Below are 24,847 nucleotides of genomic sequence, written 5' to 3'. Positions count from 1 at the left end.
ACAGAACGCCAGTATCTTATTAACAGAACGACGGTCTCTTGTTAAGAGACCACTGTTCTGTTAGCCTCCCACCAACCGACGACTGGGGGAGACCTGTGGTTGAGATCAAACTTCGGGTGAACGGCGCCGAGGCGGCGCTCGACCTGGAGCCACGCGTGAGCCTGCTCGACGCGCTGCGCGAGCGCCTGGGCCTGACGGGCACCAAGAAGGGCTGCGACCAGGGCGCCTGCGGCGCCTGTACGGTGCTCGTCGACGGCGAGCGCATCAACTCCTGCCTCGCCCTCGCCGTGCAGTACGAGGGCCGGGACATCACCACGATCGAGGGCATCGCCGACGGCGACCGCCCCCACCCGCTGCAGACGGCCTTCGTCCGCAACGACGGCCTGCAGTGCGGCTACTGCACCCCCGGCCAGGTCTGCTCGGCGCTCGGCATGCTCGCCGAGCACGAGACCGGCATGCCGAGCATCGTCACCGAGGACGTCGCCGCCGAGTCGATCCCGCTCACCGACGCCGAGATCCGGGAGCGGATGAGCGGCAACCTGTGCCGCTGCGGCGCCTACAACGGCATCGTCGCCGCCATCCGCGAGACCGCCGAGGGGATGCGGCGATGAGAGACTTCGGCTACCTGCGCGCCCCCGACGTGGAGACGGCGCTGCGCGCGATCACCGCCGAGCCCGAGGCGCGGTTCCTCGGCGGCGGCACCAACCTCGTCGACCTGATGCGCGCGGGCGTCGAGAACCCCGGCACGCTCATCGACATCACCGCCCTGCCGCTCACCGAGATCGAGGAGCTGCCGGACGGCGGGGTACGCGTCGGCGCGCTCGTCCGCAACAGCCACCTGGCCGCGCACCCGCTCATCCGCACCCGCTACCCGATGCTGTCGCAGGCGATCCTGTCCGGCGCGTCCGGCCAGCTGCGCACCATGGCGACCGTCGGCGGCAACCTCCTGCAGCGCACCCGCTGCGCCTACTTCTACGACGGCGCGGCCCGCTGCAACAAGCGCGAGCCCGGCGCCGGCTGCGACGCGATCGGCGGCCTCACCCGCGAGCACGCCGTCCTCGGCGTCGGCGACGCCTGCATCGCCGTCCACCCCTCGGACATGGCCGTCGCCCTGGTCGCGCTCGACGCCGTCGTCGAGGCGCGCAGCACGCGCGGCACCCGCCGCATTCCGCTGACCGACTTCCACCTGGCCCCCGGCGCGACCCCGCACCTGGAGCACGTGCTCGCCGCCGACGAACTCATCACCGCTGTCGAGCTGCCGCCGTCGCCGGTCGCCGCCCGCTCGCGCTACCGCAAGGTCCGCGACCGCGCCTCCTACGCGTTCGCGCTGGTCTCCGTCGCCGCCGCGATCGAGGTCCGCGACGGCGCCGTCTCCCGGGTACGGCTCGCGCTCGGCGGCGTGGCCACCCGGCCCTGGCGCGCGTACGAGGCCGAGCGGTCCCTGCTCGGCGCGCGGCCCACCGAGGCCGCCTTCCGCGAGGCGGCCTCGGCCGAGCTCGCCTCGGCGGTCGTCACCCCGGAGAACGCGTTCAAGGTCACGCTGGCCGAACGCACGATCGTCGCCGTCCTGCGCGACCTTGAGGAGGCCGCATGATCTCGGCAGTCGGCAGCCCCGTCGACCGGCGCGACGGCCCCGCCAAGGTCGCCGGCGAGGCCCGCTTCGCGGCCGAGTACCCCTTCCCCGGCCTCGCCCACGCCGCCCTGGTCCACGCCACCGTCGCCCGCGCACGCATCACGGACATCAGGACCGAACGCGCCGAGGCCGTCGACGGCGTGATCGCCGTCATCACCCACCGCAACGCGCCCGCGATGAAACCGCCGCCGAAGCAGCAACGGATGACGGACCTGAGCACGCTCTTCTCCCCCACCACGGTCAACGTCCTCAACACCGACGAGGTGCACTGGAACGGCCAGCCGGTGGCGGTCGTCGTCGCCGAGACCCTCGACGCGGCGCGCGAGGCCGCGGCCCTGGTCGAGATCTCCTACGCCGAACTGCCCGCGACGACCGACTTCGCCGCCGAGGAGCCGAACGCGACGCCGCAGAAGGGCAACATGCTGCTGCCCACGAACGCGAAGAAGGGGGACGCGGAGGCGGCCCTCGCCCGGGCGGCGGTCTCGGTGGACGAGCGCTACAGCACCCCGCCGCTGCACCACAACGCGATGGAGCCGCACGCCACCACGGCCGTCTGGGACGGCGACCGCGTGACCGTGCACGACTCCACACAGAGCATCCAGTACTGCCGCCGCCATCTGGCCATGCGCTTCGACGTCCCGCTCGCGAACGTCCGCGTGATCGCCCCGTACGTCGGCGGCGGCTTCGGCGCGAAGGGCAGCATCTGGCCCGGCACGGTGCTCACCGTGCTGGCGGCGCGGGCGACCGGCCGCCCGGTGCGCCTGATGCTCACCCGCGAGGGCGTCTACCGCACGGTCGGCGGGCGCACGCCCTCGACGCAGCGGGTCGCCCTGGGCGCGGACGCGGACGGACGGCTGACCACGCTGATCCACACCAGCGTGTCCGCGGTCGGCCGGACCGGCGGGAACGACGAGCCGATCGTCGCCGCGTCCCGGCACCTGTACGACGTGCCGAACATCCTGCTCCGGCAGGACGTCGTCGAACTCGATCAGACGCCCCCCACCTTCATGCGCGCCCCCGGCGAGGCCATCGGCACGTTCGCCCTGGAGACGGCCGTCGACGAGCTGGCCGCCGGGCTCGGCCTCGACCCGATCGAGCTGCGCATGCGCAACGAGCCCGCCGCCGACCCGGTCAGCGGCGCCAGGTTCGCGCACCGCATGCTGCGCGAGGCGTACGCGCTCGGCGCGGAGCGGTTCGGCTGGCCGGCGCGCCCGCCGCGGCCCGGCGCCGTGCGGGACGGCAGATGGCTGGTCGGCATGGGCGTCGCCACGGCGTACCACCCGGCGGTGATGCTCCCCGCCAACGTCACCGTCCGCCTGTCGGCCGACGGCACGGTCCTGGTGCGCTGCGGCTTCCAGGAGATGGGCATGGGCGGCGCGACCGCGCAGGCGCAGATCGCCGCCGACGCGCTCGGCGTCCCGCTTGAGGCGGTCCGCGTCGAGTACGGCGACAGCGAACTGCCGAACGCCCCGCAGGCGGGCGGCTCGGTGCAGACGGCCAGCGTCGCCGCGAGCCTGCTCGAGGCCTGCGAGCGGATCCGCCGCTCGGCGCTCCGGCTGGCCCGCCGCGCGAACGGCTCGCCGCTGCGCGGGCGGCGGCCGGAGCAGGTGGTCGCGCGCAACGGCGGGCTGTACCTCGCCGACCGGCCCGACACCGGCGAGACCTACGTCACCCTCCTCACCCGCGCCGGACGCGCCCACGTGGAGGCGGCCGTGGGGTCCGACGACGGGATCGGGGCCGTCGCCGGGCAGGTGCGGTTCATGACCCGGTTCATCCGGGACAGCCGGCGTTTCGTGCGGGCCGCCACCGGGGCGCAGTTCTGCGAGGTGCGGGTGGACGCCGACACCGGCGAGGTACGGGTGTCGCGGTGGCTCGGCGTGTTCGACATCGGCCGGGTGGTCAACCCCAAGCTGGTCGGCAGCCAGCTTCGCGGCGGCATCGTGATGGGCATCGGCATGGCGCTGTCGGAGGGCACGCTCGTCGATCCGCGCACCGGGCGGATCATGAACGCGAGCCTGGGCGGCTACCACGTCCCGGCGCACGCCGACATCCCGCCCATCGACGTGCACTGCCTGGACGACCCCGACCCGACCATGCCGCTCGGCGTGGTCGGCGCGGGCGAGGTGAGCATCACCGGCGTCGCCGCGGCCGTGTCGAACGCGGTCTACAACGCGACCGGCCGACGGGTACGCGACCTGCCCATCACGATGGACAAGCTGCTGTGACCCCGGTCCGCTACCCCGCCGCGCGATACCGACCGCGCAGCCGTATCAACGGGGAAAGGGACGCCTCCACGTAATCGACGCCGAGCAGGGCGGCGATGTACAGCGTGTGGTCGCCGGCCGGGACCACTTTGGTGGTCTCGGCCTCGACGGCGGCCACGCCGCCCTCCACGATGAGCGCCTCGGTGGCGGGGCCGCGGTGGTGGCCGGTCCCGGCGACGAGCAGGCGGGCGCTGGGGCGTCCGGGGCTGGCGAAGCGGCTGGCGATGGCGGCCTGACCGGCCGAGAGCAACGTCGCCGCCCAGCGGTCGCGGCGCAGCAGCACCTCGTTGACGTAGCTCTCGGCGGCGATGCTCACCATCACCAGCGGCGGTTCGAGCGACAGCGACGCGAACGTGGTCACGGTGGTGCCGATGTCGTCACGCTCGTCACGCACCGTGATCACCGACACGCCCGCCGCCAGTTGCGCCATCGCCTCGGTGAACTCGCTCACGCCGGGATCAGGCCAGCCCGTTCTGGGACAGCCACTCCTTCGCCACGGTCGCCGGGTCGTCCTTGTCGATGGCGACGCGCTTCATCAGGCTCAGCAGCGTCGGGGTGTCGAGCTTGGCCGAGACCGAGTTCAGCGTGGTGCGCACGGTGTCGTTGACGCCCGCCTTGTTCACCAGCGGCACGATGTTCTCCGCGCCGAAGGCGTTCTTGTTGTCCTGCAGCGACACCAGCCCCTCGATCTCGATCACCGGGTCGGTGGTGAACACGTTGCCGACCTGCACCGTGCCGCTCTTGATCGCGTCGGCGGTGGCGTCGCCGGTCGGCTTCCACTCCTTGAACTCCAGCCCGTAGGTCTTCTTGAAGTTCTCCTCCTGACGCTGCCGGAACTCCGGCGGCCCGCCGACGGTGAAGTCCTTGGACACCTTCGCCAGGTCCTCGATCGTACTCAGCTTGTACTTGTCGGCGGTCTCCTTGGTGACCGTCAGCGAGTTGTTGTCCTCCGCCGCGGCCGGTTCGAGGATCTCCAGCGTCGCCGGGAGCTTCTCCTTGAGCCCGGCCACGATCTCGTCCTTGGTCCTGGCCGTGCTGTCCTTGTCCACGAAGGCGAGCAGCGAGCCGATGTACTCGGGAAGCACGGTGAGCGCCCCGCTCTGGACCTGGTCGTAGATGATCTCGCGGCTGCCGATGTTGAACTTCTCCTCCACCTGCACGCCCTTGGCGCTGAGCGCCTGGCTGTAGATCGAGCCGAGCAGGACGTTCTCCGGGAAGTTCGCCGAGCCGACCACCACCTTCGTGCCGCCGCCCTGGGAGGAGGCGGACGCCCCGGTGGTGGGCTCGGCGAGGGGATTGTCGTTCCCCCCACCGCAGCCGGCCAGGGCAAGCGCGGCGGACAGCGCGATCACCACGCCGCCGAACAGACGTCTCATCATGATTCCCTTCTAATTTAGGGGGTAATTGGAGACTAGCGTCCCTTGACCCCCCGGGACACCAGCAGCCGCTGCGCGAGCGTGAACAGCAACTGCACTGCGAGCGCGAGCAGCACCACGAGCACCGCTCCGCCGATCGTGCTGGGGAAGTCCTTGGTGGCCAGGCCGTCGATGATGAACCGGCCCAACCCGCCGAGCCCCACGTACGCGGCCACGGTCGCCGTCGCCACCACCTGGATCGCCGCCAGCCGCAGCCCGAGCAGGATCAGCGGCAGCGCCACCGGCACCTGCACCCGGGCCAGCACCTGGTGGCCGCGCAGGCCCATCCCGTACGCGGCGTCGCTCAGGTCGGAATCGACGCCCCGGATGCCCTCATAGGTGTTCACCAGGATCGGCGGCACGGCGAGCGCCACCAGCGGCACGAGCACCGGCAGCGTCCCCACCCCGACCAGCAGCATCACCAGCACGAGCAGCCCGAGCGTGGGCAGCGCCCGCGCCGCGTTCGCCGTGATCACCACCGCGAGCGCGCCCCGCCCGGTGTGGCCGATCAGCAGGCCGAGCGGCACCGCGATCAGGGCGGCAAGCGCCAGCGCCAGCAGGGAGAACTCCAGGTGCTCGACGAGCCGCGCCGGGATGCCGTAGGGCCCGGACCAGTTGGCCGGGTCGCCGAAGAACTCGGCCAGCCAGTTCATCCGGCGCTCCTCTCCCGCGCCCACGGGGTGAGCAGCCGCTGTGCGAGCACGAGCAGGCCGTCGGCGACGACCGCGAGCAGCACCACGAGCACGATGCCGACGATGATCGGCGTGGGGAAGCGAAGCTGCCAGCCGGTGATGAACAGCCCGCCGAGGCCGCCCCTGCCGATCAGCGCGCCCACGCTCACCAGGCTGATGCTGGAGACGGTGGCCACCCGCAGCCCGGCGAGCACGACCGGCACCGCGATCGGCAGCTCCACCTGGATCAGCCGCCGCAGCGGCCGGAAGCCCATCGCGTCGGCCGACTGCCGCACGTGGTCGGGCACGGAGGTGAGCCCGTCCACCACGGCCGGAATGAGCACGGCGAGGGCGTAGAACGTCAACGGGATGATCACGGTGGCGCGCTCGGCGAGGCCGGTGATCGGGATGAGCACGATGAAGACGGCCAGCGACGGCAGCGAGTAGACGACGTTCATGACGCCGAAGGTCGGCTGGTAGAGGAAGCGCCACCGGGCGCAGGCCAGGCCGATCGGCAGGGCGAGGATCAGGCCGAGCAGCGCCGGCAGCAGCGCCATGATCGCGTTATCGACGAGCAGGTCCCAGATCATCGGCCAGTTGCGCTGGATCCACGCCCACCGGATCAGCGGCTCCTGTGCGCTCATCCGCCCTCCCCGCCGCTGTAGGCGTCGGCGGCGGCGCGCACCAGCGCCACGTCGAGCACGTCGCGGGTGACGACCCCCTCGACCCGGCCCTCGTCGTCCACGGCGATCGCGGCGCCGCAGGGCGACAGCAGCGCGGCGTCCAGCGCGGCCCGCAGCGAGTCGTGCTTGACGCGATACGTCCCGAAGGCGGTCAGGTGCCCGTTCCACGCGGCCCGCCAGCCGAGCGGACGCCGGTCCTCGTCCACGACGACCACCCAGTCGGCGCCCTCCGGCGCAGGGTCCTCCCGTCGTACCACCAGGTCCCGCCGCAGCAGCAGGTCCTCGGCCGGAAGGAACGACAGCAGGCGGATGCCCCGGTCCCGGCCGAGGAAGGAACGCACGAAGTCGTCGGCGGGCGCGGCGAGCAGCTCCGGCGGGGTGGCGTGCTGGGCCAGGTGCCCGCCCACCCGCAGCACCGCCACCCGGTCGCCCAGCTTGATCGCCTCGTCGATGTCGTGGGTGACGAACACGATCGTCTTGCGCAGCTCGGCCTGCAGCCGCAGCAGCTCCTCCTGCAGGCTCGCCCGCACGACCGGGTCCACGGCGCTGAACGGCTCGTCCATCAGCAGCACCGGCGGGTCGGCGGCGAGCGCGCGGGCGACGCCGACGCGCTGCTGCTGCCCCCCGGAAAGCTGGTACGGGTACCGGTCGGCCAGCTCGTCGCCGAGCCCCACCCGCTCCATCAGCTCCCGCGCCCGGCCGCGCGCCTTCTTCTTGTCCCACCCCAGCAGGTACGGCACTGTCGCGATGTTGTCCACGATCCGCCGGTGGGGAAACAGCCCACCGTGCTGAATCACGTATCCGATGCCACGCCGCAACGTCGGCGGATCGATTTCACGCACGTCCCGCCCGTCGAGCAGCACGCGTCCCTCGGTGGGATCGATCATTCGATTGATCATGCGCAGCGACGTGGTCTTCCCGCACCCGGACGGCCCGACGAAGACGGTGATCTCCCCCGTGGGCGCCTCAAGGCTGAGATCATTGACCGCCACAGTCCCGCCCGGGTACCGCTTGGTGACACCTTCAAAACTGATCACACGTTCCCCCTACCTACCGGGACAGACTACGGTGGCCGTTCGGTCCGGTTTTCCTCCTGCTTTGCCGGTAGATGCTCATGGACAGAGCTGAAGATCTCTTTAAGTATCAAGGAAAGAATCTAACTAGTACGCATCAGATAGTGCGCTGACCGGCCACATCTTGGCATTATTGCGAGGAGTGCCATTCTTCATCTTGGACCACACAGACCTCAGGGGAACCGGCCGTGTCTCACCCGCTCTCCGATCAACGGACGCACAGCGACCTGATCGCCGAGCTGTACGACCGCCACGCCGCCGGGCTGTTCGCGTACTGTTTCGACCAGCTCGGCGACAAGGGGACCGCCGCCGACGCGGTTGTCGCGGTCCTCACCAGCGTTCCGGTCATGCAGCCCCGCCGCGCCCTGCTCTTCGCTCTCGCCCGCCGGGAGATCGCCCGGCGTGATGTGGTCTACTTCCCCCCGATCGTCGACTTCGCCGTGGATCCGCCGACGGCCCTGATCGAGCGCGTGATCCGCGACCTGCGCCCCCACCAGCGCGAGGTCCTGCTGCTGGCCTCCGTGTGCCGGCTCGCCCCCGACGAGCTCGCCGACGTGCTCGACGTCGCCATCGACACCGCCGGGCAGCTCATCGTCTCGGCCCGCAACCGGTTCACCCAGTCCCTGAAGACGGCGCTCTACCACGCCCGGCACGCCGAGTACGTGCCCGAGCGCGTGGCCGAGGTCTACGGCGCCCTCGAGGTCGCCCCCATCGAGGACGTCCTGGCCCGCCTGCCCTGGCAGCGCCCGCCCGCCGACCTGCGCGCCCGCCTCTTGGCGATCCTGCCCTCGCTCGACCCGGCGGGGCTCACCCAGCCCAAGACCAGGCTCCCGGTCAAGCAGCTCTGGCCCACCACGCCGGACTGGCCGCTCCCCCTCTCCGACCCCGACCAGACGACGAGCACCTCGCTCATCCCCGTCGTCTCCCCACCCTCCCTCAGCACCGCGGGCGGGGACGGCAAGCCCAAGCACGAGGCGACCACCGAACCGATCCCCCGCCTCCAGGGCTCGATCCTCGCCGCCATGGCCGAGGCCAAGGCCTTCCGCCCGTGGTCCCGCAAGCAGCAGAGCCCGGCCGCTTCCGAGCCCCCGCAGGATTCCCCCGCGACCCCGGACAAGCCGAAAAAGCCCAGAAGAACCCACCGGGCCGACAAAACCCACAGGCCCGACAGAACCGGGACGACGCACGGCAAGACCGAGCAGCGGCCCCCCGCCATCTCGCTCTCCGCCCCGGTCCCCAGCGACCTCCTCGACCCGCCGACCGACCCCACCACCTCTCCGATCCCCGACGAACCGGCCGTCCCCTCGCCGGAGACCGCCGGCACCACCGAGGACACCGCCGCCGACGCCACACCGGCCACGGACCAGACGTACGAAGGACCCGCGACCGAGGAAAGCCCGACCGGCGAGGTCACGCCCCCCGCCAAGCGCTCCCGCGCCCTCCCCGGTGCGAAACGCCGCTGGTTCATCCGCTCCAGCACCCCGAGCCGGCACGGCAAGTTCAAGCCGCTGAAGAGGGGCGAGCATCACTTCGACTGGGCCTGGGAGCTCGTCGGCCTCCTGCTCGCCATCGCGATCGCGCTCACCGTCTTCTTCTCGATGCCGATGATCGTCACGCCCTAGCCCGAGGGCGAAGGCGGCCATGCCGTGACGCCGTTCGCGCGGCGTGTGACACTGAGTGACGTTCATGCGCCCAGTGTGGCAGGCGTCACCGACAGTTTCCGGATGCCCGGGAGGATCGCTCCGCCAACGTCGCAGGTAAGAGGCCAATTCACAATTCTTCGGTAACAATCGGCCGTCTGCGCGCACTTCTTTCTGTCAGGGAAACGCCCGGGACGGAAGGGCAGGCGGTGACGGAAGACTCTCAACGGTTCACCACGATGTACGACCTGTATCGACAACGTGTGTGGGCCTATGTGGTCTCTCAGGCCGGCCGGCAGATCGCCGACAAGGTGGTGAGCGAGACGTTCGCGATCGCCTGGCGGCGGTTCGACGACGTCCCCGAGCCCGCCCTGCCGTGGCTGCTCAACGTCGCCCGCACCGTGCTGCGGCACAACATCCGCGAGGACATCAGACGCGAGTCGCTCGCCGGCGAACTGTACGCCCACGCGGCGGCGGATCACGCCGAGAAGGTCGCCGAGCGGCTGGCCGTGCTCACGGCGCTGGCGTCGTTGACCGAGGCCGAACGGGAGCTGCTGATCCTGGTGGCATGGCAGGGGCTGTCGCCACGTGACGCGGCACGGGTCGTCGGATGTTCCGCGACGGCCTTCCGGGTGCGGCTGCACCGCGCCCGCAAACGCCCCCGGGTGCGCGAGCTGAACAAGGATTGGTCATGAACGCGATGGATCGACTGCGGGCGGCCCGCCCGGACTACTACGACAGCCCGCTGGACGCGCGTACGCGCACCGAGGAGCTGAGCTTCGCCATGGCGCAGCCCCGGACGCCGCGGCCCGACCGCCTCCGCAGGAGGACGTGGGATCTGGGCCTGGTCGGCGTGGCGGCGGCCACCGCCATCGCGATCGGCGTCGGCGTGGGCCTCGGCGGCGCGACGGGGCTCGGCCGCGGCACAAGCGGCGGTGGTGAGACGCCCCCCGGCGGGGCGGTGGCGGCGTCCTCCACACAGGGCGGCGACCGGAAACCGGCCGTACGGCTCTCGGCGCGAAAGGTCCTTCTCGTCGCGGCGCAGGCGTCGCTGCAGGCCCCCGAGGAAAGCGGGGCGTACTGGTACGTCGAGTCGGTGTCCGGCCAGAACGACGAGGCGGGGGGCGCGGCGCGCTACACGGTCACCACCAAGATCCGCCACCGCCTGTGGGTCGCCCGCTCCCCCCGCGAGGAGAGCTGGTTCGTCGACCAGAACCTCGGCACCCGGCCCGCGCCGGGGTCGGAGGACGCCTGGCGCGAGGACGGCGCCCCCACCAGGTGGACGGTCGCCGCGGGCGACAAGCCGGGCATGAACCTGCTGCTTGAGGCCAAGGCGGGCAAGCCGTACGGCAACGCCGTCAACAGCGGCGACAGGGTCTTCGAACTGGCCGGCCGGAACGTGTCGGTGGCCGACCTGCAGACGCTGCCGTCCGACCCCGCCGAGCTGAAGCGATACCTGCTGCGGGGATACCAGGGCCACGACACCGAGTCGAACACGCCGCAGGACGCCGACTCCTGGCTCTTCCAGGTGACCGCGCGCCTGCTGCGCGACATGCCGGTGAAGCCCGCCGTCCGCGCCGCCGCCTACCAGATGCTCGCCGGCCTGGACGGGGTGCGCTCGCTGGGCGAGGTCACCGACGCGATGGGACGCGACGGCCTCGGCATCGCGCGCACCGAACGCCGGCCGGACGGCCAGGTCGAGCGGTGGCTCATCATCGACCCGGCGACCGGCATCCTGCTGTCGGAGCAGTTCGTCGCCGTGGACCTGACCGGCCCCCGCTCCTGGGCCAAGCGCGGCACCGTCCTGCACTGGCAGGCCACGATGAAGGCCGGCTGGACGAACGAGAAGCCCGCTACCCCGACGCAGTAGCCGCAGGCGTCGCCCGCACCCACCCCCGGTCGCCCTCCACGAACCCATCCAAAACCAGCCCGGCCTCGCGCAACTCGGCCGCGAAAAAATCGTCGTCGAGTCGCCTGCTGGTGAACGAGTGCGTCCACCGCCGATCCCCGACCACGTACTCCATCGTGGCGGACAGCAGCCCGGGCCCCGGGCGGTCCAGCTCCGTCAGCCGGACGACGCCGCGCCCGGGAACGTGCCGCTCGAACGGCTCGACCGTGTCGTACCACTCGGGAGGCTGCCGCTGCAGGATCACCAGGCCGTCGTCGGCCACATGCGCCCGGCAGGTGCGCAGAAAGGCGCGGCGCAGCTCATCGTCGGGCGTCTCGATCAGGAACGACATGAGCAGCACGAGGTCGAACCGCCGCCCGAGGGCGAGCGACTGGATGGGCGAACGCACGGTCTGCGCGCCCCGGATGTGCGCGAGCATCTCGGCGGACTCGTCCACGGCCACGACCGGATGCCCGAGCTCCAGCAGACGGTGGGTGACCCGGCCGACGCCCGCGCCGAGCTCCAGGATCGTGGCCCCCTCGGGGATCGCGCCGTGCACCCGCTCCGGCTCGCCCTCCGGCCGCAGCAGCGCGTAGTGCTCGACGGCCGACCCGTCGGGCGCGATCGGCCTGGGGCCGGTGCCGGTCCACGGCCTCATGCGAGGATCAACCCGCTGGTGGGGACGCCGGTCCCGGCGGTGACGAGCACGTGCCGCACGTCCGGAAGCTGGTTGGCCGCGGTGCCGCGAAGCTGCCGCACCGCCTCGGCGATTCCGTTCATACCGTGAATGTACGCCTCGCCGAGCTGGCCGCCGTGCGGGTTGACCGGCAGGCGGCCGTCGATCTCGATGCCGCCGTCCGCGATGAAGTCCTTGGCCTCGCCGCGCCCGCAGAAGCCCAGCTCCTCCAACTGCGCCAGGACGAACGGGGTGAAGTGGTCGTACAGGATCGCCGTGTCGATGTCGTCCGGGGTGAGGCCGGACTGCTCCCACAGCCGCCGCCCGACGACGCCCATCTCCGGCAACCCGGTCATGTCGTCGCGGTAGTAGCTGGTCATCATCATCTGCCCCGCGCCGGACCCCTGCGCGGCGGCGGCGATCACGGCCGGCCGGTGCCGCAGGTCGCGGGCCCGCTCGGCGGAGGTGACGACGAGGGCGACCGCGCCGTCGCTCTCCTGGCAGCAGTCGAGCAGGTGCAGCGGCTCGACGATCCACCGGGACGCCTGATGCTCGGCGAGCGTGATCGGCCGCCCGTGGAACCAGGCGGCCGGGTTGGTCGCGGCGTGGCGGCGCATCGCGACGGCGACCCGGCCGAAATCCTCGGAGGTCGCGCCGAAGACGTGCATGTACCGCGTGGCGAACATCGCCACCCACGCGGCCGGGGTCATCAGCCCGTACGGCACGTGCCAGCTCATCTCAAGACCCGCCGAGGTGGGCTCGCCGCCGAGGCGCGCGTCGGGCCGGCCGAAGCGGCGGCCCGAGCGTTCGTTGAAGGCCCGGTAGCAGACCACGACCGAGGCGGCCCCGGTCGCGACCGCCATCGCCGCGTGCATGACCGTGCCGCAGGCGGCCCCGCCGCCGTAGTCGACGCGGGAGAAGAACGACAGCTCGCCGATGCCGGTCTCGCGGGCGACGGCGATCTCCTGGTTGGCGTCGTGCGTGTAGGTGACCAGGCCGTCGACGTCGCGCGGGTCGAGCCCGGCGTCGTCGAGCGCGGCGAACACCGCCTCGGCCGCGAGCCGAAGCTCCGACCGGCCGGATCGTTTGGAGAACTCGGTGGCGCCGATCCCGGCGATCGCGGTCCGCATCAGTGCCGTCCTTCGGGTAGGGCGAGCCGAACGGTGGCGATGGCGTGCGGCCCGATGCTCACCGTGCCGCGCACGGCGACGGTGAACACGCCGTCGTCCCGGCCCTCGACCGTGCCGGTGAAGGTGAGCCGGTCGCCCGCGTACGCGGGCACGCCGAGCTTGACGTTGACGCCGCGCAGCAGCGCCTCGGGGCCGGCCCAGTCGGTGACGTACCGCTCGACCAGGCCCATCGTGGTGAGGATGTTGAGAAAGATGTCCTGCGAGCCCTGAGCGCGGGCGAGGTTCGGGTCGTGGTGCACGGGCGTGAAGTCGCGGGTGGCGATCGCCGTCGAGATGATCAGCGTGGGGGTGAGGTCGAGGGTGAGTTCGGGGAGGGTGGTTCCGGTCGCGACCTCGGCCGCGGTCAGGGTCCGCATCAACTCTCCCGGGGAGTCCATTGGGGCAGGATGAGCTCGTCGTCCATGCGCCGGAAGACGACGCGTACCGGCATGCCGACGTGGACGTCCGCGGGCGGGCAGTCCACGACGTTGCCGACGATCCGCACCCCTTCCGGCAGTTGCACGACGGCCACCGCGAACGGCGGCTCAAGGCCGGGCACGGGCGGATGGTGGTGCACGACGTGGCTGTACACCTCGCCGACGCCGCTCGCCACGGCGTACGTCCGGTTGAGCGATCGGCATGACGGGCAGACCGGCCCCGGCGGGTGTCTCAGCTCGCCGCAGTCACCGCATTTCTGGATTCGGAGCTCGCCTTCCCGCACACCCTCCCAGAAGAAGGCGGTGTCCTGGTTGATCGCCGGCTTGAGCGGGTACGGCTGCCGCCCCCCGGGTTCGGGTTTGCGCTCCCGCGGACGAAACTTCAACACCCGGAAGAGCATCTCGGCGATTGGTTCCTCGCCCGGCTCCTCGCCCGGCTCCTCGCCCGGCTCCTCGCCCGGCTCCTCGCCCGGCTCTTCGACCGGCTCTTCGACCGGCTCTTCGACCGGCCCTTCGTCCGGCTCGGCGTACCAGGTGATGATCCAGGTGATGAAGTACCCCTCGCCGAGCGCGGTCGTCTTCGGCCCGGCCAGATCGCTCAGGCGGGTGCGCGCGAGCACCCGCTCGCCCAGGCGCAGGTACCGGTGGTAGGTCTGCTCGCAGTTGGTGGCGACCACCCCGGTATATCCGTGCGCGTCCAGGGCGGACAGCAGCTCGTCGAGCGGCGTCCGCTCCCGCCCGGCGTCCATCGTCCACACCTGCATCATCGCGGGCGGCGCCACGATGTTGCCGTACGCCGTCGAGGTGTAGCGCGGGTTGGCGTCGCCCATCGCCCGCGTCCAGTGCCGGATCATGGGCAGGTTGACCGGGTCGGGCCCGGCGACGAACGGGCCCTCCCCCTCGTCGATGAGCCGCCGCGCGAGCGCCGTCAGCTCGTCGTGAACCCGCGTGCCCCGCTCGGATGTCGTCGTCACCGGTTCGACCCCTCCCTTCAGCGAGGCGGACGGGGAAGGCGGAGCCCCAGCATGGTGATGAGTTCGCGCTGCACCTCGTTGACGCCGCCGCCGAAGGTGAGCACGAGGCCGCCTTTGACCCCCCGGTCCACGCGTTCCATCATCTCGGCGGTCTCCGGGTCGGCCGGGTCGCCGAAGCGGGCGAGCGTCTCGCCGATGATCCGCCCGACCTCCTGCAGCCGCTCCGAGCCGTAGATCTTGGTGGCGGAGGCGTCGGGCGCGCCGAGCCAGCCGAGGTCCATGCCGGCCGCGACCTGCCAGTTGAGCAGCTCGTTGGTGCGGAAGCAGGCGTAGACGCGGGCCACCGCGCGCCGTACCGCCGGTTCCTCGATCGCCCCCGTATGGCGGGCCCAGGCGACGAACCGGTCGTAGTGGTGGCCGAGGCTCCCGGCCGACCCGAGCGTGACCCGTTCGTGGTTGAGCTGGTTGACGATGAGGTCCCAGCCCTTGTTCTCCTCGCCGACGAGCATGTTCACCGGCACGCGTACGTCGGAGTAGTAGGTGGCGTTGGTGTGGTGCCGCCCGTCCATCGTGGTGATCGCCGTCCACGAGAAGCCCGGGTCGGCGGTGTCCACGATCAGCATGGAGATGCCGCGGTGCCGCTTGGCCTCGGGATCGGTGCGGGCGGCGAGCCAGATGTAGTCGGCGTGGTGCGCGCCGGAGGTGAAGATCTTCTGGCCGTTCACCACGTAGTGGTCGCCGTCCTTGACGGCGGTGGTGCGCAGCGAGGCGAGGTCGGTGCCGGCCTCCGGCTCGGTGTAGCCGATCGCGAAGTGGCATTCGCCGGCCAGGATGCGCGGCAGGAACAGCTCCTTCTGCTCGGCCGTGCCGTACTGCATGAGCGTGGGGCCGACCGTCTGCACGGTGATGATCGGGTACGGGACCTCGGCGCGGGCGATCTCGTTGGCGAAGATCTGCTGTTCGAGCGGGCCGTACCCGCCTCCGCCGTACTCCTTGGGCCAGCCGATGCCGAGTTTGCCGTCGCGGCCGAGGCGGCGGCAGTGCGCCATGTACGTTTCGCCGAACGGATCCTCGGAGATCTTCGCGCGTTCCTCCGGGGTCAGGCAGGTGGTGAAGTATTCGCGCAGTTCGTCGCGGAGCCGCTTCTGCTCGGCGGTGAGGTCGATCAGCATCAGACCAGCGCTCCGATCGTGTCGAGCTGGGCCTCGGCGCCGCCCAGCAGGTGGGCGCAGTGCTTGGCCAGGGCGAAGTAGCGGTGCAGCGGGTAGGTGATGTCGACGCCGAGGCCGCCGTGCAGGTGCTGGCAGGTGTAGAGGGCGGCGAGCGCGGAGTCGGCGGCGGTGTGCGCGGCGATCGACAGGTCGAGTTCGGCCTCCTCGGGCAGGCCGTTGTCGATGCGCCAGGCCCCCGACCACATCGCCACGTCCAGGGCCCGCCCCGCGATGTACACGTCGGCGATCTGCACGGTGACGGCCTGGAACTCGGCGAGGGCGCGCCCGAACTGCCGCCGCGTGCGGATGTGTTCGGTGGTGAGCTCAAGCGCCCCGGCGAGGGCGCCGGACGCGGTCGCGGTGATCCCGGCGAGGGCGATGCGCCGCAGCCCGGCGACGGCGTCGGCGTCTCCGACCGCCTCGCCCGGGGTGCCGTTCAGCTCAAGCGCCGCGCACGGCTCGCCGGTCGCGGTGGGCACGGCGTGCGTGGCCGCGACCGTGGCCGGATCGACGAGGAACAGGCCCGCGCCGCCGTCGTCGGTCGCGGCGGGGACGAGGACGCGGGAGGACTCCAGCGCGTACGGCACGCCCCCGGTGCGCCCGTCGAGGCGGAATCCGCCGGAGCCGTCGGGCCGGGCGGTGACCGCGGCGGGCCGTACGGGACCGGCCGGGCCGGGTTCGCGCAGCGCCACCGCGAGCACCGACTCGCCCTCGGCCAGCGGGGCGAGCGCGGCCCGCTGCTCCGGCGTGCCGTACGTGGCGATCGTCAGCGCGGCGACCAGCGACGGCAGCGCGGGCACGGGCGCGACGCGCACGCCGGTCTCCCGCAGGACCACCGCCATCTCGATCGCGCCGAGCCCCGCGCCCCCGGCCTCCTCGGGCAGGCACGCGCCGAGCAGCCCGGCCTGGGCCATCGCCTTCCAGATGCCGCGCTCGTACGGCTGCCCGCTCGCGTCGTGCGCGTCGAGGCGGGCGACGGCGGCCTCGCGCGTGAGCACCTCGGCGGCGAGACCGCGTAGCTCGGCCTGGGTCTGGTTCGGGTTGAAGTCCACGCACCCCTCCTCCAGTCAGCCGCAAAGTAGAACAGATTCCAAATCATGTCTAGTGCAGAAACATTCCGATATGTGGGAAATATCGGGGAACATCACGTGAGCAGGGGGCGATTGTGACCAGCGGGTAACCCCGTCGGTCTTGCCGGAAATCAGATAACGTGTTCTTATGCGTACGTCGCATGCCCCTCTCGACGTCTTGCCGACGCCAGAGGAGGCCACCGCAGTGAACCGTCAGCCCAACGGCGCACGGGCCAGGAGCCAGCTCCAGCGACGCAAGCGCATCATCCAGGCCGCCGCCGCGCTCGCCTCCCGGGGCGGCGTCGAGGCGATGCAGATGCGCACCGTCGCCGAACGGGCCGGGGTCGCCCTCGGCACGCTCTACCGGTACTTCCCCTCGAAGATGGACCTGGTCGTGGCGGTGGTGGACGAGGAGCTCGACCTGCTGGAGAGCAGCATCGAGCGCCGCCCGCCGTCCGCGCCCACACCGGCGGGGCGCGCCGTGGACGTGTTCATGCGGGCCGCCCGCGGTCTCATGCGCGAGCCGGAACTCGCCGACGCGCTCGTCCGGTCGCTGATCCTCGCCGAGGTGCGCACGCCCTTCGGCGACCGCCTGACCGAGCTGCTGCTGCGCGTCGCCTCCACCCGGGACCAGGTCACCGAGGAGCAGCTCGCGCTGTCCCACGCCCTGTCGAGCGTCTGGGTGATCGAGCTGCTGGAGATGCTGCGCGGGCGGCGCACCTACGAGGAGATGGCGCGGCGCATCGAGATCGCCGCGAACCGCCTGTTCGCGGACCTCTGACCTGGCATGTCAAAGTAGAACGGGTTACAGTCCCGACCAGAACAGGATTCTCCCCCTGGAGGTCGGCATGGGCAGCCCGGTCATCGTCGAAGCGGTCCGCACCCCGATCGGCAAACGCGGCGGCTGGCTCGCCGGCGTCAAACCGGTCGCCCTCCTCGCCGCCGCCCTGAACGGGCTGGTCAGCCGGGCCGGGATCGACGCGGCGATCGTCGGCCAGGCGTTCGTCGGCTGCGTCACCCAGGCGGGCGAGCAGGGCGCGCACGTGGGACGCAGCGCCTGGCTGTACGCGGGCCTGCCGTACCAGACCGGGGTCACCACCCTCGACGCCCAGTGCGGATCCGCGCAGCAGGCCGTGCACCTGGCCGCCGCGATGATCCAGGCCGGGGTGATCGACGTCGCGGTGGCGTGCGGCGTCGAGGTGATGAGCCGGGCCCCGCTCGGCAGCAACGTGCGCCCGGCGAACCCCCGGCCCGACGACTGGTCGATCGACCTGCCGGACCAGTTCACCGCCGCCGAGCGCATCGCCGTACGGCGCGGGCTCACCCGGGAGCGGCTCGACGCGTTCGGGGTGCGCTCGCAGCGGCTCGCCGCCAAGGCGTGGGCCGACGGCCGGTTCGAGCGCGAGATCGTCCCGGTCGCCGCGCCGGTGCTCGGGGAGGACGGCGAGCCCACCGGCGAGACCCGCCACGTCACCCGCGACCAGGGCCTGCGCGAGACCACCCCGGAGGGGCTCGCCCGCCTCAAGCCGGTCCTCGGCGAGCACGCCCTGCACACCGCCGGCACCTCCTCCCAGGTCTCCGACGGCGCCGCCGCCGTCCTGCTGATGAGCGAGGAGGCCGCCGCACGGCACGGCCTGCGCCCCCGCGCCCGCATCCTCGCCCAGGCCCTGGTCGGCTCCGAGCCGTACTATCACCTCGACGGCCCGGTGGACGCCACCGCGAAGGTCCTCGCCGCCGCCGGCATGTCCATCGGCGACCTCGACCTCTTCGAGGTGAACGAGGCCTTCGCCGCCGTGGTCCTGTCGTGGGCCTGCGTCCACGAACCCGACATGTCCCGGGTGAACGTCAACGGCGGCGCGATCGCGCTCGGCCACCCGGTCGGCGCCACCGGCTCCCGGCTGATCACCACCGCCCTGCACGAACTGGAGCGCTCCGACGGGTCCACCGCTCTGATCACGATGTGCGCGGGCGGCGCCCTCGCCACCGCCACGATCATCGAGCGGATCGGCTGAGCCGGGACTCAGACGACGGGGAGGATGGCCGCCGCGCGCATCGCGGCGAGCACGGCGGCGGCCATGCCCGCCATGCCCCGGGCGTTGGGGTGGATGGGGATCGCGCCCTGGACGCCCTCGATGCCCTCGATCCACCGCGTGCCCGACGTCTGGCAGGCCTCGTGGCCGATGCTCGGCGTGTAGGTGTCCACGAAGATCGCGCCGTTGGCGGTGGCCTGGGCGGCGAGGCTCTGGTTGAACCGCTGGATCTTGGCGTTGAGGTACGGGACGTCGCCGCGGGCGAGCGGGATGTCCATGGCGCACTTGTCCTTGGCGTCCGGGAGGACGGCCGGGTAGCCGACGAGGAACACGACCGCCTGCGGGGCGCGCTCGTGGATGCCCTGGAGCACGCCGGCGACCTTCGGCATCGCGGCGGCGATGCGCGCGTCGAGGGCGTCGGTGCCGTTCTTGGTGTACTTCTTCTTGCAGGGCGAGCCGTCCGGGACGAGCACGCCGCCGACGGCGCACGCGGCCAGGATCTTGAAGAAGTCGGCGTCGTTGCCGCCGATGGTGATCGTGACGACCCGGGTGTCCGGCTTCAGCGCGTCGTACTGCGGGGGGTTGTTGTGCTGGCGGGTGGTCATGTGGTGGGTTTCCGCGCCGCTGCATGACACGTCGGTGAACGCGCTCGGCGCGAGCTCCGCCGCCACCAGCGTGGGGTAGTTGTTCGTGGAGCGGCCGCACAGTCCGGAGGTGATTCGCAGATGCGGGATGCCGGGACCGGCGGCGTAGGAGTCGCCGAGCGCGACGTAACGGCCCGCGAGGCCCGCCGCGGCCGCTTTCGCGGTCGCAGGGGTGGTCGCACCGGGCAGGGCGATCGCGGCGATGATCGCGAGGGCGGCGATCAGGGCGAGACGTCGCGGACGATGGGATGAGCGGGGTTTGGGGCCGGGAGAGGTGAGGCGGGGACGCATGGCAATCCTCCTGTGGGCAACCCGGCGACGGCCGTGAATATGACCGGCCGGGCCAAATCAATGTGAGGATCGAAGGGGCTGCGAAGATCGTGCCTACCCCGCGGTAACAATGTCAACTATCAAATGGGTATGGCACTGCTACCAGCGACTTTGGATATACGGAAATAGCATCTGATAGGCAGGCGGAAACCATTGACAAGGGCCAATCCGCCACCGCGCGCATTGGCCCGCAGAGCACCCAATTAGTCCGATTTATCCGGCATTGATGTCCATCGGCCTGCGATCCGCCCCCCACCGTCACCGACGCCTGAGCAGGCTCAGCCCGGTTGATGTCCATCGGTTCGCGAACCTGCCCGCGCCACCGCTCCCCGCCGGTCACCGGATCGTCGGCACCCGGCCGTTCTCGGCCCATTCGATGCCGACTCCGGGTAGCCCTCTGGTCCACCTTCCGGTCTTTTCAGCGAGCAGCGTCCTATCCGCCCGCCGCGGCGAGGCGAGACGGCACCGGTGGGTGCCACCTAGTCGAGCGCCAGGTCCGCCAGCACGCCGTAATGGTCGGAGGCGTACAGGCCCTGCGGGCCGGGGGCGTCGCCGGTGAGCCTCGCCTTGATGACCCGGGCCTGTGGCGTACGCAGCAGAATGCGGTCGAGGCGGGCGGGGCGGCCGGATAAAGAGGAGATCGCGGCCAGCGGGTTGGCCGTCGGGTCGAACGTCGGGGTGCCGTCGCCTGCCCCGCGTGCCTCGGTCCAGGCGTCGCGCAGGCCGAGGACGCCGGCGGGGCCGTCCGGCCCGGAGTCGCCGTCGTTGAAGTCGCCGACGAGGACCACGTCGCCGTCAACGGCCGCCAGCACTTCCGCGAGACGCGCCAGTTCGATTTGCCGTTTGGCCGCCCCGTTGACGGAGTGATCACTGGTCAGGTGCGTGTTCGCCACCACGAGCGGTCCGGCCGCCGTCTCCACGGTGATCGCGGCGACGGCCTTGTGCGGGCCGAGGGCGTGCACAGCCGCCTCTCGCACCGGTAACCGGCTGAGCAGCAGCAAACTGCTGTCGCGCACGTCGCGTCCGCCGGGGTCGGTGCCGAGGACGTAGACGTCGCGCACCCATCGGGCGCGCAGCACCAGGTCCAGCAGCCCCGCCTCGACCTCCTGCAGGGCGATCACGTCGGCGTCCGCCTCCGCCAGCGCGGCCAGCAGCAGCGGTCTGCGCCGGGCGGTCTGGATCCGGTCGCTGTTGTAGCGGTCCCACAGCGTGTTCCAGGTGAGCACGCGCAATCGCCGAGCCGACGCTCGGCCATCCCGCTGTACGGCTCCCGCGGGCTTCCAGCCGTCCACCGGATCCCACGCGTGCGGCGTACGGACGCTGAAGAACGGCGCACGCAGCAGTCGCGGGTCATGCGCACGTCCGGCCACCAGCGAGTCGATTCGGTCGATGCCCGAGGCCCGGTCCCAGACCACCACTCCGTCGGCCTCGACGAAAAGCACCCGATGCCGCGGAATGTCGCCCCCGGGAACGAAGGCCGCGAACGGGTTCCGCGCCCCGCTGGTCCACTCCGAACACGAACCGGGCGGGATCGAAACGCGGATCCCACCGAACCCGGTGGTAGATCTCCTCACTTGTACGCATCAATCCCCCAGTAACTCCGAGCAGGCACCGAGTCCCCGACCTCGCCCGACCACCGTTCGATTCACACTCTTCGCGCCGACGGCGGGGGCGATTGGGCCCCAGAAGGCAGAAACACACCCCTCGGCGGGCCTCATGGCTCGCCTCCAAGGAGTTCTCCTTCGGCGTCGTCGATGGTCCCCCGGGCCCCGATGTACCAGGTGCGGTGCGCGTGTCCCGGATAGGGCGGGACGAAGCGGTGCAATTGGGTGGTGAGAACTCCCGGAGGCACCGGATGCGGCCGGGTGGCGTTCCGTCGGGCCAGTTCGTCCTCGTCGATCAGCAGGACCGCGTGCGTGATCAGGGCGTCGCGGCGGCGGGCCACCCCGTGGACCAGGAAACGCTGATGCTGGTTGAGGCTGGTCGCGTCCCAGACGACGGTTCCGCCCTTCGCGAGCGCCGCGTCGAGCCGATCCAGTCCCTCGCGCAGGACGTCGGCGTTGCCCCGTTGCTCGGACCGACTGCCGCGCGCCTCGCGAAGGTCGTCGAGCGAGACCCCTGCAGCGCCTTGACCCACGCCCGGGAGGGATGGTGTCCCGAGTCGAGCGAGCGCGCGTGCGACCCGTCGGCGTACAGCGTGGTGTTCTCCCCGTCGAGCTTCTCGGTCACCACGACCTCGCGCCCGATCAGCCCGGACAGATCGCCGCTGCGCACGTCGTCCGCCGAGGCCCCCCGGCGACCAGGGCAGATGCGGCGTACGTGGATAGGGCCTCCGCATGATCCGCTCCGCTGACGACGATTTCGGGCCCCGTCACTGTAAGTGCCGGGTAAACAGCGCTTCAAACGAATAAGACCCGACTACGCGTTCTAGGATGTCCGGCGATCACGTCGATCAGGTTTCCCTTGACGGCCCCGGATCGCCGTAATAGAACACGTTTCAGAAACGACCCCAACCGAGCGCTTGATCACCGATCGGTTCGTTGGAAGGTTCCTCTCGAATGACTCCCTCCCTGCAGCCCGACGTCGAGATGCGCATCGATCTCGTCGACCACGACCAGTACGCCACCGCCGGAATGCCGCACGAGCAGTTCACCTGGCTGCGCGCGAACGCTCCGGTCTACTGGCACCACGGCGACGACGAGAAGGGCTGGCCGGGGTTCTGGGCCGTGATGAAACACGCCGACGTGGTGCACATTTCCCGGCACTCGGACCTGTTCTCCTCGTGGCGGCGGCTGGCGCTCTTCCCCGAGGTCCCCGACGAGGCGCTCGAACTGCAGCGCCTCATGATGCTCAACCAGGACCCGCCGGAGCACACCCGCCGCCGTTCCCTCGTCAACCGCGGCTTCACCCCGCGCGCCATCGGCACCCTTGAGGAGCACATCCGGGAGATCTGCGAGAACCTGATCGACGAGGCCCTCGCCAAGCCCGAACTGGACTTCGTCCGCGACATCGCCGCCCCGCTCCCCCTCTACGTGATCTGCGAACTGCTCGGCGCCCCGACCGAGGACCGCCACCAACTCTTCGAGTGGTCCAACCAGATGATCGGCGCCGACGACCCCGACTACGCCGCCGCCGCCGACGCCCCCGCGGCGGCCGCCCAGGTGTACGCGTACGCCAACCGCCTCGCCGCCGAGCGTCGCGAGCGTCCCCGCAACGACATCGTCACCAAGCTGCTGCAGCCCGACGAGAACGGCGACGTCCTGGACGAGAACGAGTTCAACGTGTTCGTCATGCTGCTGGTGGTCGCGGGCAACGAGACCACCCGCAACGCGGCCTCCGGCGGCATGCTCGCCTTCTTCGAGCATCCCGACCAGTGGGCCCGCCTCGTCGCCGACCCCTCCCTCTCCGAGAGCGCCGCCGAGGAGATCGTCCGCTGGGTCTGCCCGGTCAACCTGTTCCGCCGTACGGCCACGCGGGACACCGAGATCCGCGGTCAGAAGATCCGCGAGGGCGACAAGGTCGTGGTGTTCTACGGCTCGGCCAACCGCGACGAGGACGTCTTCGACAACCCCTTCGCCTTCGACATCGGCCGCAACCCCAACCCGCACATCGGCTTCGGCGGCGGAGGGGCCCACTTCTGCCTCGGCAACCACCTGGCCAAGCTCGAACTCCGCGTCCTGTTCGAGACCCTCGCCCGCCGCATGCCCACCCTCCACCAAACGGGCGAGGCCCGCCGCCTGCGCTCGTACTTCGTCAACGGCATCAAGAGCCTCCCCGTAGGCGTTTAGAAATGATCACGGCCACGAGGAATGCTGGTGAGGATCCTCACCGGCGCTGAGCAGCCGGATGTCGGATTCGACCATCATGGCGATGAGCTGCTCGAAGGTGACCTCGGGTTCCCAGCCGAGCTGGGTGCGGGCCTTCTTCGGGTCGGCGCAGAGCAGATCGACCTCGGCGGGCCGGTGCAGGGACTCGTCGCAGACGACGTACCGCTCCCAGGGCAGGCCCGCCGCCTCGAAGGCCGCGACGACGAGCTCGCGCACCGAGTGCGTGCGCCCGGTGCCGATCACATAGTCCTCGGGCGAGTCCCTGCGCAGCATCATGTGCATGGCGCGGACGTAATCGCCGGCGAAGCCCCAGTCGCGGCGGGCCTCCAGGTTGCCGAGCCGGAGCTCGTCGGCGAGCCCGAGCTTGATGCGCGCGACGCCGAGCGACACCTTGCGGGTGACGAACTCGGCGCCGCGGCGCGGCGACTCGTGGTTGAACAGGATGCCCGAGACGGCGAACATGCCGTACGACTCACGGTAGTTCTGCGTGAGGAAATGCCCGTAGGCCTTCGCCACCCCGTACGGCGAACGCGGGTGAAACGGCGTCCGCTCGGTCTGCGGCGTCTCCCTGACCTGCCCGAACATCTCCGACGACGAGGCCTGGTAGAAGCGGATCTGCCCGGCGGAGGCCCCGCGCGAGGCGGTGACGCCCGAGCACACGCGGATCGCCTCCAGCATCCGCAGCACGCCCATGCCGGTGACCTCGGCGGTGAGCTCGGCCTGCTCCCACGACATCGGGACGAAGGAGATCGCCCCCAGGTTGTAGACCTCGTCCGGTTGGACCTTCTCCATCGCCGAGATCAGCGACCCCTGGTCGAGCAGGTCGCCGCGGACGAGCCGCACGTCCCGCAGGAGCGTGCGGACGCGGGAGACGCGCGGGTTGGACTGCCCGCGCACCAGCCCCCAGACCTCGTAGCCCTCCGCCAGCAGATGCTCGGCGAGATAGGAGCCGTCCTGACCGGTGATGCCGGTGATCAGCGCACGCCTGGCCAACAGGCCCTCCTTGCTCTTCGGGTACGGCCCACCTGCGGGCCGATTGCCCGAATCATCGTCTATGACTCCGGAATGTACCGCCATGACGGTCTTGTCACTCAGCCTCCAACCCCGTACGAAAGCACGCATTGGACGCGAAGTCCCCCTGCCTACCGCCCAGTAGGACACTCGGGTTAAGGTCATCCTCACGGTACATGTCCGTACGAAAGGGGTGGCCCT

General features: G+C 71.1%; 25 protein-coding genes and 1 pseudogene. 9 read left to right on the top strand and 17 right to left on the bottom strand.

The features are described from left to right. Positions 1–95: 95 nt before the first annotated feature. From AB0K60_RS27480 to AB0K60_RS27470, 3 genes are read left to right on the top strand one after another with little or no spacing between them, the layout of a single operon-like run. Positions 96–611, top strand: coding sequence for a 2Fe-2S iron-sulfur cluster-binding protein (locus AB0K60_RS27480; protein ID WP_364061058.1), 516 nt, complete (start codon positions 96–98; stop codon positions 609–611). Further along, positions 608–1,594, top strand: coding sequence for a xanthine dehydrogenase family protein subunit M (locus AB0K60_RS27475; RefSeq protein WP_364061055.1), 987 nt, complete (start codon positions 608–610; stop codon positions 1,592–1,594). The genes AB0K60_RS27480 and AB0K60_RS27475 overlap by 4 nt, the downstream gene beginning before the upstream one ends. Continuing rightward, on the top strand, positions 1,591–3,858 hold the full coding sequence (locus AB0K60_RS27470; RefSeq protein WP_364061052.1) for a xanthine dehydrogenase family protein molybdopterin-binding subunit: 2,268 nt from the start codon (positions 1,591–1,593) through the stop codon (positions 3,856–3,858). The genes AB0K60_RS27475 and AB0K60_RS27470 overlap by 4 nt, the downstream gene beginning before the upstream one ends. A 10-nt stretch (positions 3,859–3,868) precedes the next feature. Here AB0K60_RS27470 and AB0K60_RS27465 read toward each other — a convergent pair whose 3' ends face one another. From AB0K60_RS27465 to AB0K60_RS27445, 5 genes are read right to left on the bottom strand one after another with little or no spacing between them, the layout of a single operon-like run. Then, positions 3,869–4,348 carry a flavin reductase family protein gene (locus AB0K60_RS27465; RefSeq protein ID WP_364061049.1) on the bottom strand — a complete coding sequence of 160 codons (480 nt, stop codon included), beginning with the start codon at positions 4,346–4,348 and terminating at the stop codon, positions 3,869–3,871. A gap of 7 nt (positions 4,349–4,355) precedes the next feature. Continuing rightward, entirely contained in the window at positions 4,356–5,276 is a 921-nt protein-coding gene (locus AB0K60_RS27460) for an ABC transporter substrate-binding protein (protein ID WP_364061046.1), read from the bottom strand. A 32-nt stretch (positions 5,277–5,308) separates the two neighbouring features. Continuing rightward, positions 5,309–5,965, bottom strand: a complete 657-nt coding sequence (locus AB0K60_RS27455; protein WP_364061043.1) for an ABC transporter permease subunit — start codon at positions 5,963–5,965, stop codon at positions 5,309–5,311. Further along, positions 5,962–6,627 (bottom strand): ABC transporter permease subunit, encoded by a 666-nt coding sequence (locus tag AB0K60_RS27450; protein ID WP_364061040.1) that lies wholly within the window; start codon positions 6,625–6,627, stop codon positions 5,962–5,964. The genes AB0K60_RS27455 and AB0K60_RS27450 overlap by 4 nt, the downstream gene beginning before the upstream one ends. Beyond that, the gene (locus AB0K60_RS27445) at positions 6,624–7,703 is read right to left on the bottom strand and encodes an ABC transporter ATP-binding protein (RefSeq protein ID WP_364061037.1); all 1,080 of its coding nucleotides are present in this window, start codon (positions 7,701–7,703) and stop codon (positions 6,624–6,626) included. Before AB0K60_RS27445 ends, AB0K60_RS27450 begins: the two co-directional genes overlap by 4 nt. A 224-nt stretch (positions 7,704–7,927) precedes the next feature. On the opposite strand from AB0K60_RS27445, the gene AB0K60_RS27440 reads away from it, so the two are divergent. From AB0K60_RS27440 to AB0K60_RS27430, 3 genes are all read left to right on the top strand, one after another. After that, entirely contained in the window at positions 7,928–9,361 is a 1,434-nt protein-coding gene (locus AB0K60_RS27440; RefSeq protein ID WP_364061034.1) for a hypothetical protein, read from the top strand. A gap of 227 nt (positions 9,362–9,588) precedes the next feature. Beyond that, positions 9,589–10,074, top strand: a complete 486-nt coding sequence (locus tag AB0K60_RS27435; protein ID WP_364061031.1) for an RNA polymerase sigma factor — start codon at positions 9,589–9,591, stop codon at positions 10,072–10,074. Next, entirely contained in the window at positions 10,071–11,249 is a 1,179-nt protein-coding gene (locus tag AB0K60_RS27430) for a CU044_5270 family protein (RefSeq protein WP_364061028.1), read from the top strand. Before AB0K60_RS27435 ends, AB0K60_RS27430 begins: the two co-directional genes overlap by 4 nt. On the opposite strand, the gene AB0K60_RS27425 is transcribed toward AB0K60_RS27430, so the two are convergent. The 6 genes from AB0K60_RS27425 to AB0K60_RS27400 are packed head-to-tail and all read right to left on the bottom strand — an operon-like array spanning position 11,233 to position 16,786. Beyond that, entirely contained in the window at positions 11,233–11,925 is a 693-nt protein-coding gene (locus AB0K60_RS27425; RefSeq protein ID WP_364061025.1) for a class I SAM-dependent methyltransferase, read from the bottom strand. The two genes, AB0K60_RS27430 and AB0K60_RS27425, sit on opposite strands and share 17 nt — an antisense overlap. Continuing rightward, entirely contained in the window at positions 11,922–13,073 is a 1,152-nt protein-coding gene (locus tag AB0K60_RS27420; protein ID WP_364061022.1) for a lipid-transfer protein, read from the bottom strand. Before AB0K60_RS27420 ends, AB0K60_RS27425 begins: the two co-directional genes overlap by 4 nt. Next, positions 13,073–13,489 (bottom strand): MaoC/PaaZ C-terminal domain-containing protein, encoded by a 417-nt coding sequence (locus AB0K60_RS27415; RefSeq protein ID WP_364061019.1) that lies wholly within the window; start codon positions 13,487–13,489, stop codon positions 13,073–13,075. Before AB0K60_RS27415 ends, AB0K60_RS27420 begins: the two co-directional genes overlap by 1 nt. Further along, positions 13,489–14,523 carry a bifunctional MaoC family dehydratase N-terminal/OB-fold nucleic acid binding domain-containing protein gene (locus tag AB0K60_RS27410; RefSeq protein ID WP_364061016.1) on the bottom strand — a complete coding sequence of 345 codons (1,035 nt, stop codon included), beginning with the start codon at positions 14,521–14,523 and terminating at the stop codon, positions 13,489–13,491. Before AB0K60_RS27410 ends, AB0K60_RS27415 begins: the two co-directional genes overlap by 1 nt. Positions 14,524–14,540: 17 nt before the next feature. After that, positions 14,541–15,695 carry an acyl-CoA dehydrogenase family protein gene (locus tag AB0K60_RS27405; RefSeq protein ID WP_364061013.1) on the bottom strand — a complete coding sequence of 385 codons (1,155 nt, stop codon included), beginning with the start codon at positions 15,693–15,695 and terminating at the stop codon, positions 14,541–14,543. Further along, positions 15,695–16,786 carry an acyl-CoA dehydrogenase family protein gene (locus AB0K60_RS27400; RefSeq protein ID WP_364061010.1) on the bottom strand — a complete coding sequence of 364 codons (1,092 nt, stop codon included), beginning with the start codon at positions 16,784–16,786 and terminating at the stop codon, positions 15,695–15,697. The genes AB0K60_RS27405 and AB0K60_RS27400 overlap by 1 nt, the downstream gene beginning before the upstream one ends. A gap of 223 nt (positions 16,787–17,009) precedes the next feature. On the opposite strand from AB0K60_RS27400, the gene AB0K60_RS27395 reads away from it, so the two are divergent. Beyond that, a complete protein-coding gene (locus tag AB0K60_RS27395) occupies positions 17,010–17,585 on the top strand; it encodes a TetR family transcriptional regulator (RefSeq protein ID WP_364061007.1) in 576 nt (191 codons plus the stop codon). A gap of 67 nt (positions 17,586–17,652) precedes the next feature. Next, positions 17,653–18,816: a steroid 3-ketoacyl-CoA thiolase gene (locus tag AB0K60_RS27390; protein ID WP_364061004.1), complete on the top strand. Its 1,164-nt coding sequence runs from the start codon at positions 17,653–17,655 to the stop codon at positions 18,814–18,816. Positions 18,817–18,824: 8 nt separating this feature from the next. Here the strand turns inward: AB0K60_RS27390 and AB0K60_RS27385 are convergent, their stop codons facing one another. From AB0K60_RS27385 to AB0K60_RS27365, 5 genes and pseudogenes are all read right to left on the bottom strand, one after another. Next, positions 18,825–19,769 carry an SGNH/GDSL hydrolase family protein gene (locus AB0K60_RS27385; protein WP_364061001.1) on the bottom strand — a complete coding sequence of 315 codons (945 nt, stop codon included), beginning with the start codon at positions 19,767–19,769 and terminating at the stop codon, positions 18,825–18,827. A 518-nt stretch (positions 19,770–20,287) separates the two neighbouring features. Next, positions 20,288–21,250: an endonuclease/exonuclease/phosphatase family protein gene (locus AB0K60_RS27380; RefSeq protein ID WP_364060998.1), complete on the bottom strand. Its 963-nt coding sequence runs from the start codon at positions 21,248–21,250 to the stop codon at positions 20,288–20,290. Next, complete coding sequence (locus AB0K60_RS27375) at positions 21,159–21,392, bottom strand: DUF504 domain-containing protein (protein ID WP_364060995.1); 234 nt, start codon at positions 21,390–21,392, stop codon at positions 21,159–21,161. The genes AB0K60_RS27380 and AB0K60_RS27375 overlap by 92 nt, the downstream gene beginning before the upstream one ends. Before the next feature lie 130 nt (positions 21,393–21,522). Then, a complete protein-coding gene (locus AB0K60_RS27370; RefSeq protein WP_364060992.1) occupies positions 21,523–21,945 on the bottom strand; it encodes an AAA family ATPase in 423 nt (140 codons plus the stop codon). 38 nt (positions 21,946–21,983) lie between these two features. Then, a pseudogene (locus AB0K60_RS27365) lies at positions 21,984–22,037 on the bottom strand (hypothetical protein); the annotation flags it as partial. Between the two features lie 329 nt (positions 22,038–22,366). On the opposite strand from AB0K60_RS27365, the gene AB0K60_RS27360 reads away from it, so the two are divergent. Further along, positions 22,367–23,596 carry a cytochrome P450 gene (locus AB0K60_RS27360; RefSeq protein WP_364060989.1) on the top strand — a complete coding sequence of 410 codons (1,230 nt, stop codon included), beginning with the start codon at positions 22,367–22,369 and terminating at the stop codon, positions 23,594–23,596. 6 nt (positions 23,597–23,602) lie between these two features. Here AB0K60_RS27360 and AB0K60_RS27355 read toward each other — a convergent pair whose 3' ends face one another. Then, positions 23,603–24,628 carry a GDP-mannose 4,6-dehydratase gene (locus AB0K60_RS27355; RefSeq protein WP_364060986.1) on the bottom strand — a complete coding sequence of 342 codons (1,026 nt, stop codon included), beginning with the start codon at positions 24,626–24,628 and terminating at the stop codon, positions 23,603–23,605. Between the last annotated feature and the right edge of the window lie 219 nt (positions 24,629–24,847).

The sequence above is a fragment of the Thermopolyspora sp. NPDC052614 genome, assembly GCF_040678635.1.
In the GTDB taxonomy this organism is placed as follows: Bacteria; Actinomycetota; Actinomycetes; order Streptosporangiales; family Streptosporangiaceae; genus Thermopolyspora.
Note: the sequence above shows the minus strand (reverse complement) of the source record. Positions and strands in the feature narration are given on the sequence as shown.

Bases quoted from the DNA above. Each gene is read 5' to 3' on its own strand.
- AB0K60_RS27475 (WP_364061055.1), top strand. From the start codon at position 608: ATGAGAGACTTCGGCTACCTGCGCGCCCCCGACGTGGAGACGGCGCTG.
- AB0K60_RS27470 (WP_364061052.1), top strand. From the start codon at position 1,591: ATGATCTCGGCAGTCGGCAGCCCCGTCGACCGGCGCGACGGCCCCGCC.
- AB0K60_RS27460 (WP_364061046.1), bottom strand. From the start codon at position 5,276: ATGATGAGACGTCTGTTCGGCGGCGTGGTGATCGCGCTGTCCGCCGCG.
- AB0K60_RS27455 (WP_364061043.1), bottom strand. From the start codon at position 5,965: ATGAACTGGCTGGCCGAGTTCTTCGGCGACCCGGCCAACTGGTCCGGG.
- AB0K60_RS27450 (WP_364061040.1), bottom strand. From the start codon at position 6,627: ATGAGCGCACAGGAGCCGCTGATCCGGTGGGCGTGGATCCAGCGCAAC.
- AB0K60_RS27430 (WP_364061028.1), top strand. From the start codon at position 10,071: ATGAACGCGATGGATCGACTGCGGGCGGCCCGCCCGGACTACTACGAC.
- AB0K60_RS27425 (WP_364061025.1), bottom strand. From the start codon at position 11,925: ATGAGGCCGTGGACCGGCACCGGCCCCAGGCCGATCGCGCCCGACGGG.
- AB0K60_RS27420 (WP_364061022.1), bottom strand. From the start codon at position 13,073: ATGCGGACCGCGATCGCCGGGATCGGCGCCACCGAGTTCTCCAAACGA.
- AB0K60_RS27415 (WP_364061019.1), bottom strand. From the start codon at position 13,489: ATGCGGACCCTGACCGCGGCCGAGGTCGCGACCGGAACCACCCTCCCC.
- AB0K60_RS27405 (WP_364061013.1), bottom strand. From the start codon at position 15,695: ATGCTGATCGACCTCACCGCCGAGCAGAAGCGGCTCCGCGACGAACTG.
- AB0K60_RS27390 (WP_364061004.1), top strand. From the start codon at position 17,653: ATGGGCAGCCCGGTCATCGTCGAAGCGGTCCGCACCCCGATCGGCAAA.
- AB0K60_RS27385 (WP_364061001.1), bottom strand. From the start codon at position 19,769: ATGCGTCCCCGCCTCACCTCTCCCGGCCCCAAACCCCGCTCATCCCAT.
- AB0K60_RS27375 (WP_364060995.1), bottom strand. From the start codon at position 21,392: ATGCGTACAAGTGAGGAGATCTACCACCGGGTTCGGTGGGATCCGCGT.
- AB0K60_RS27360 (WP_364060989.1), top strand. From the start codon at position 22,367: ATGACTCCCTCCCTGCAGCCCGACGTCGAGATGCGCATCGATCTCGTC.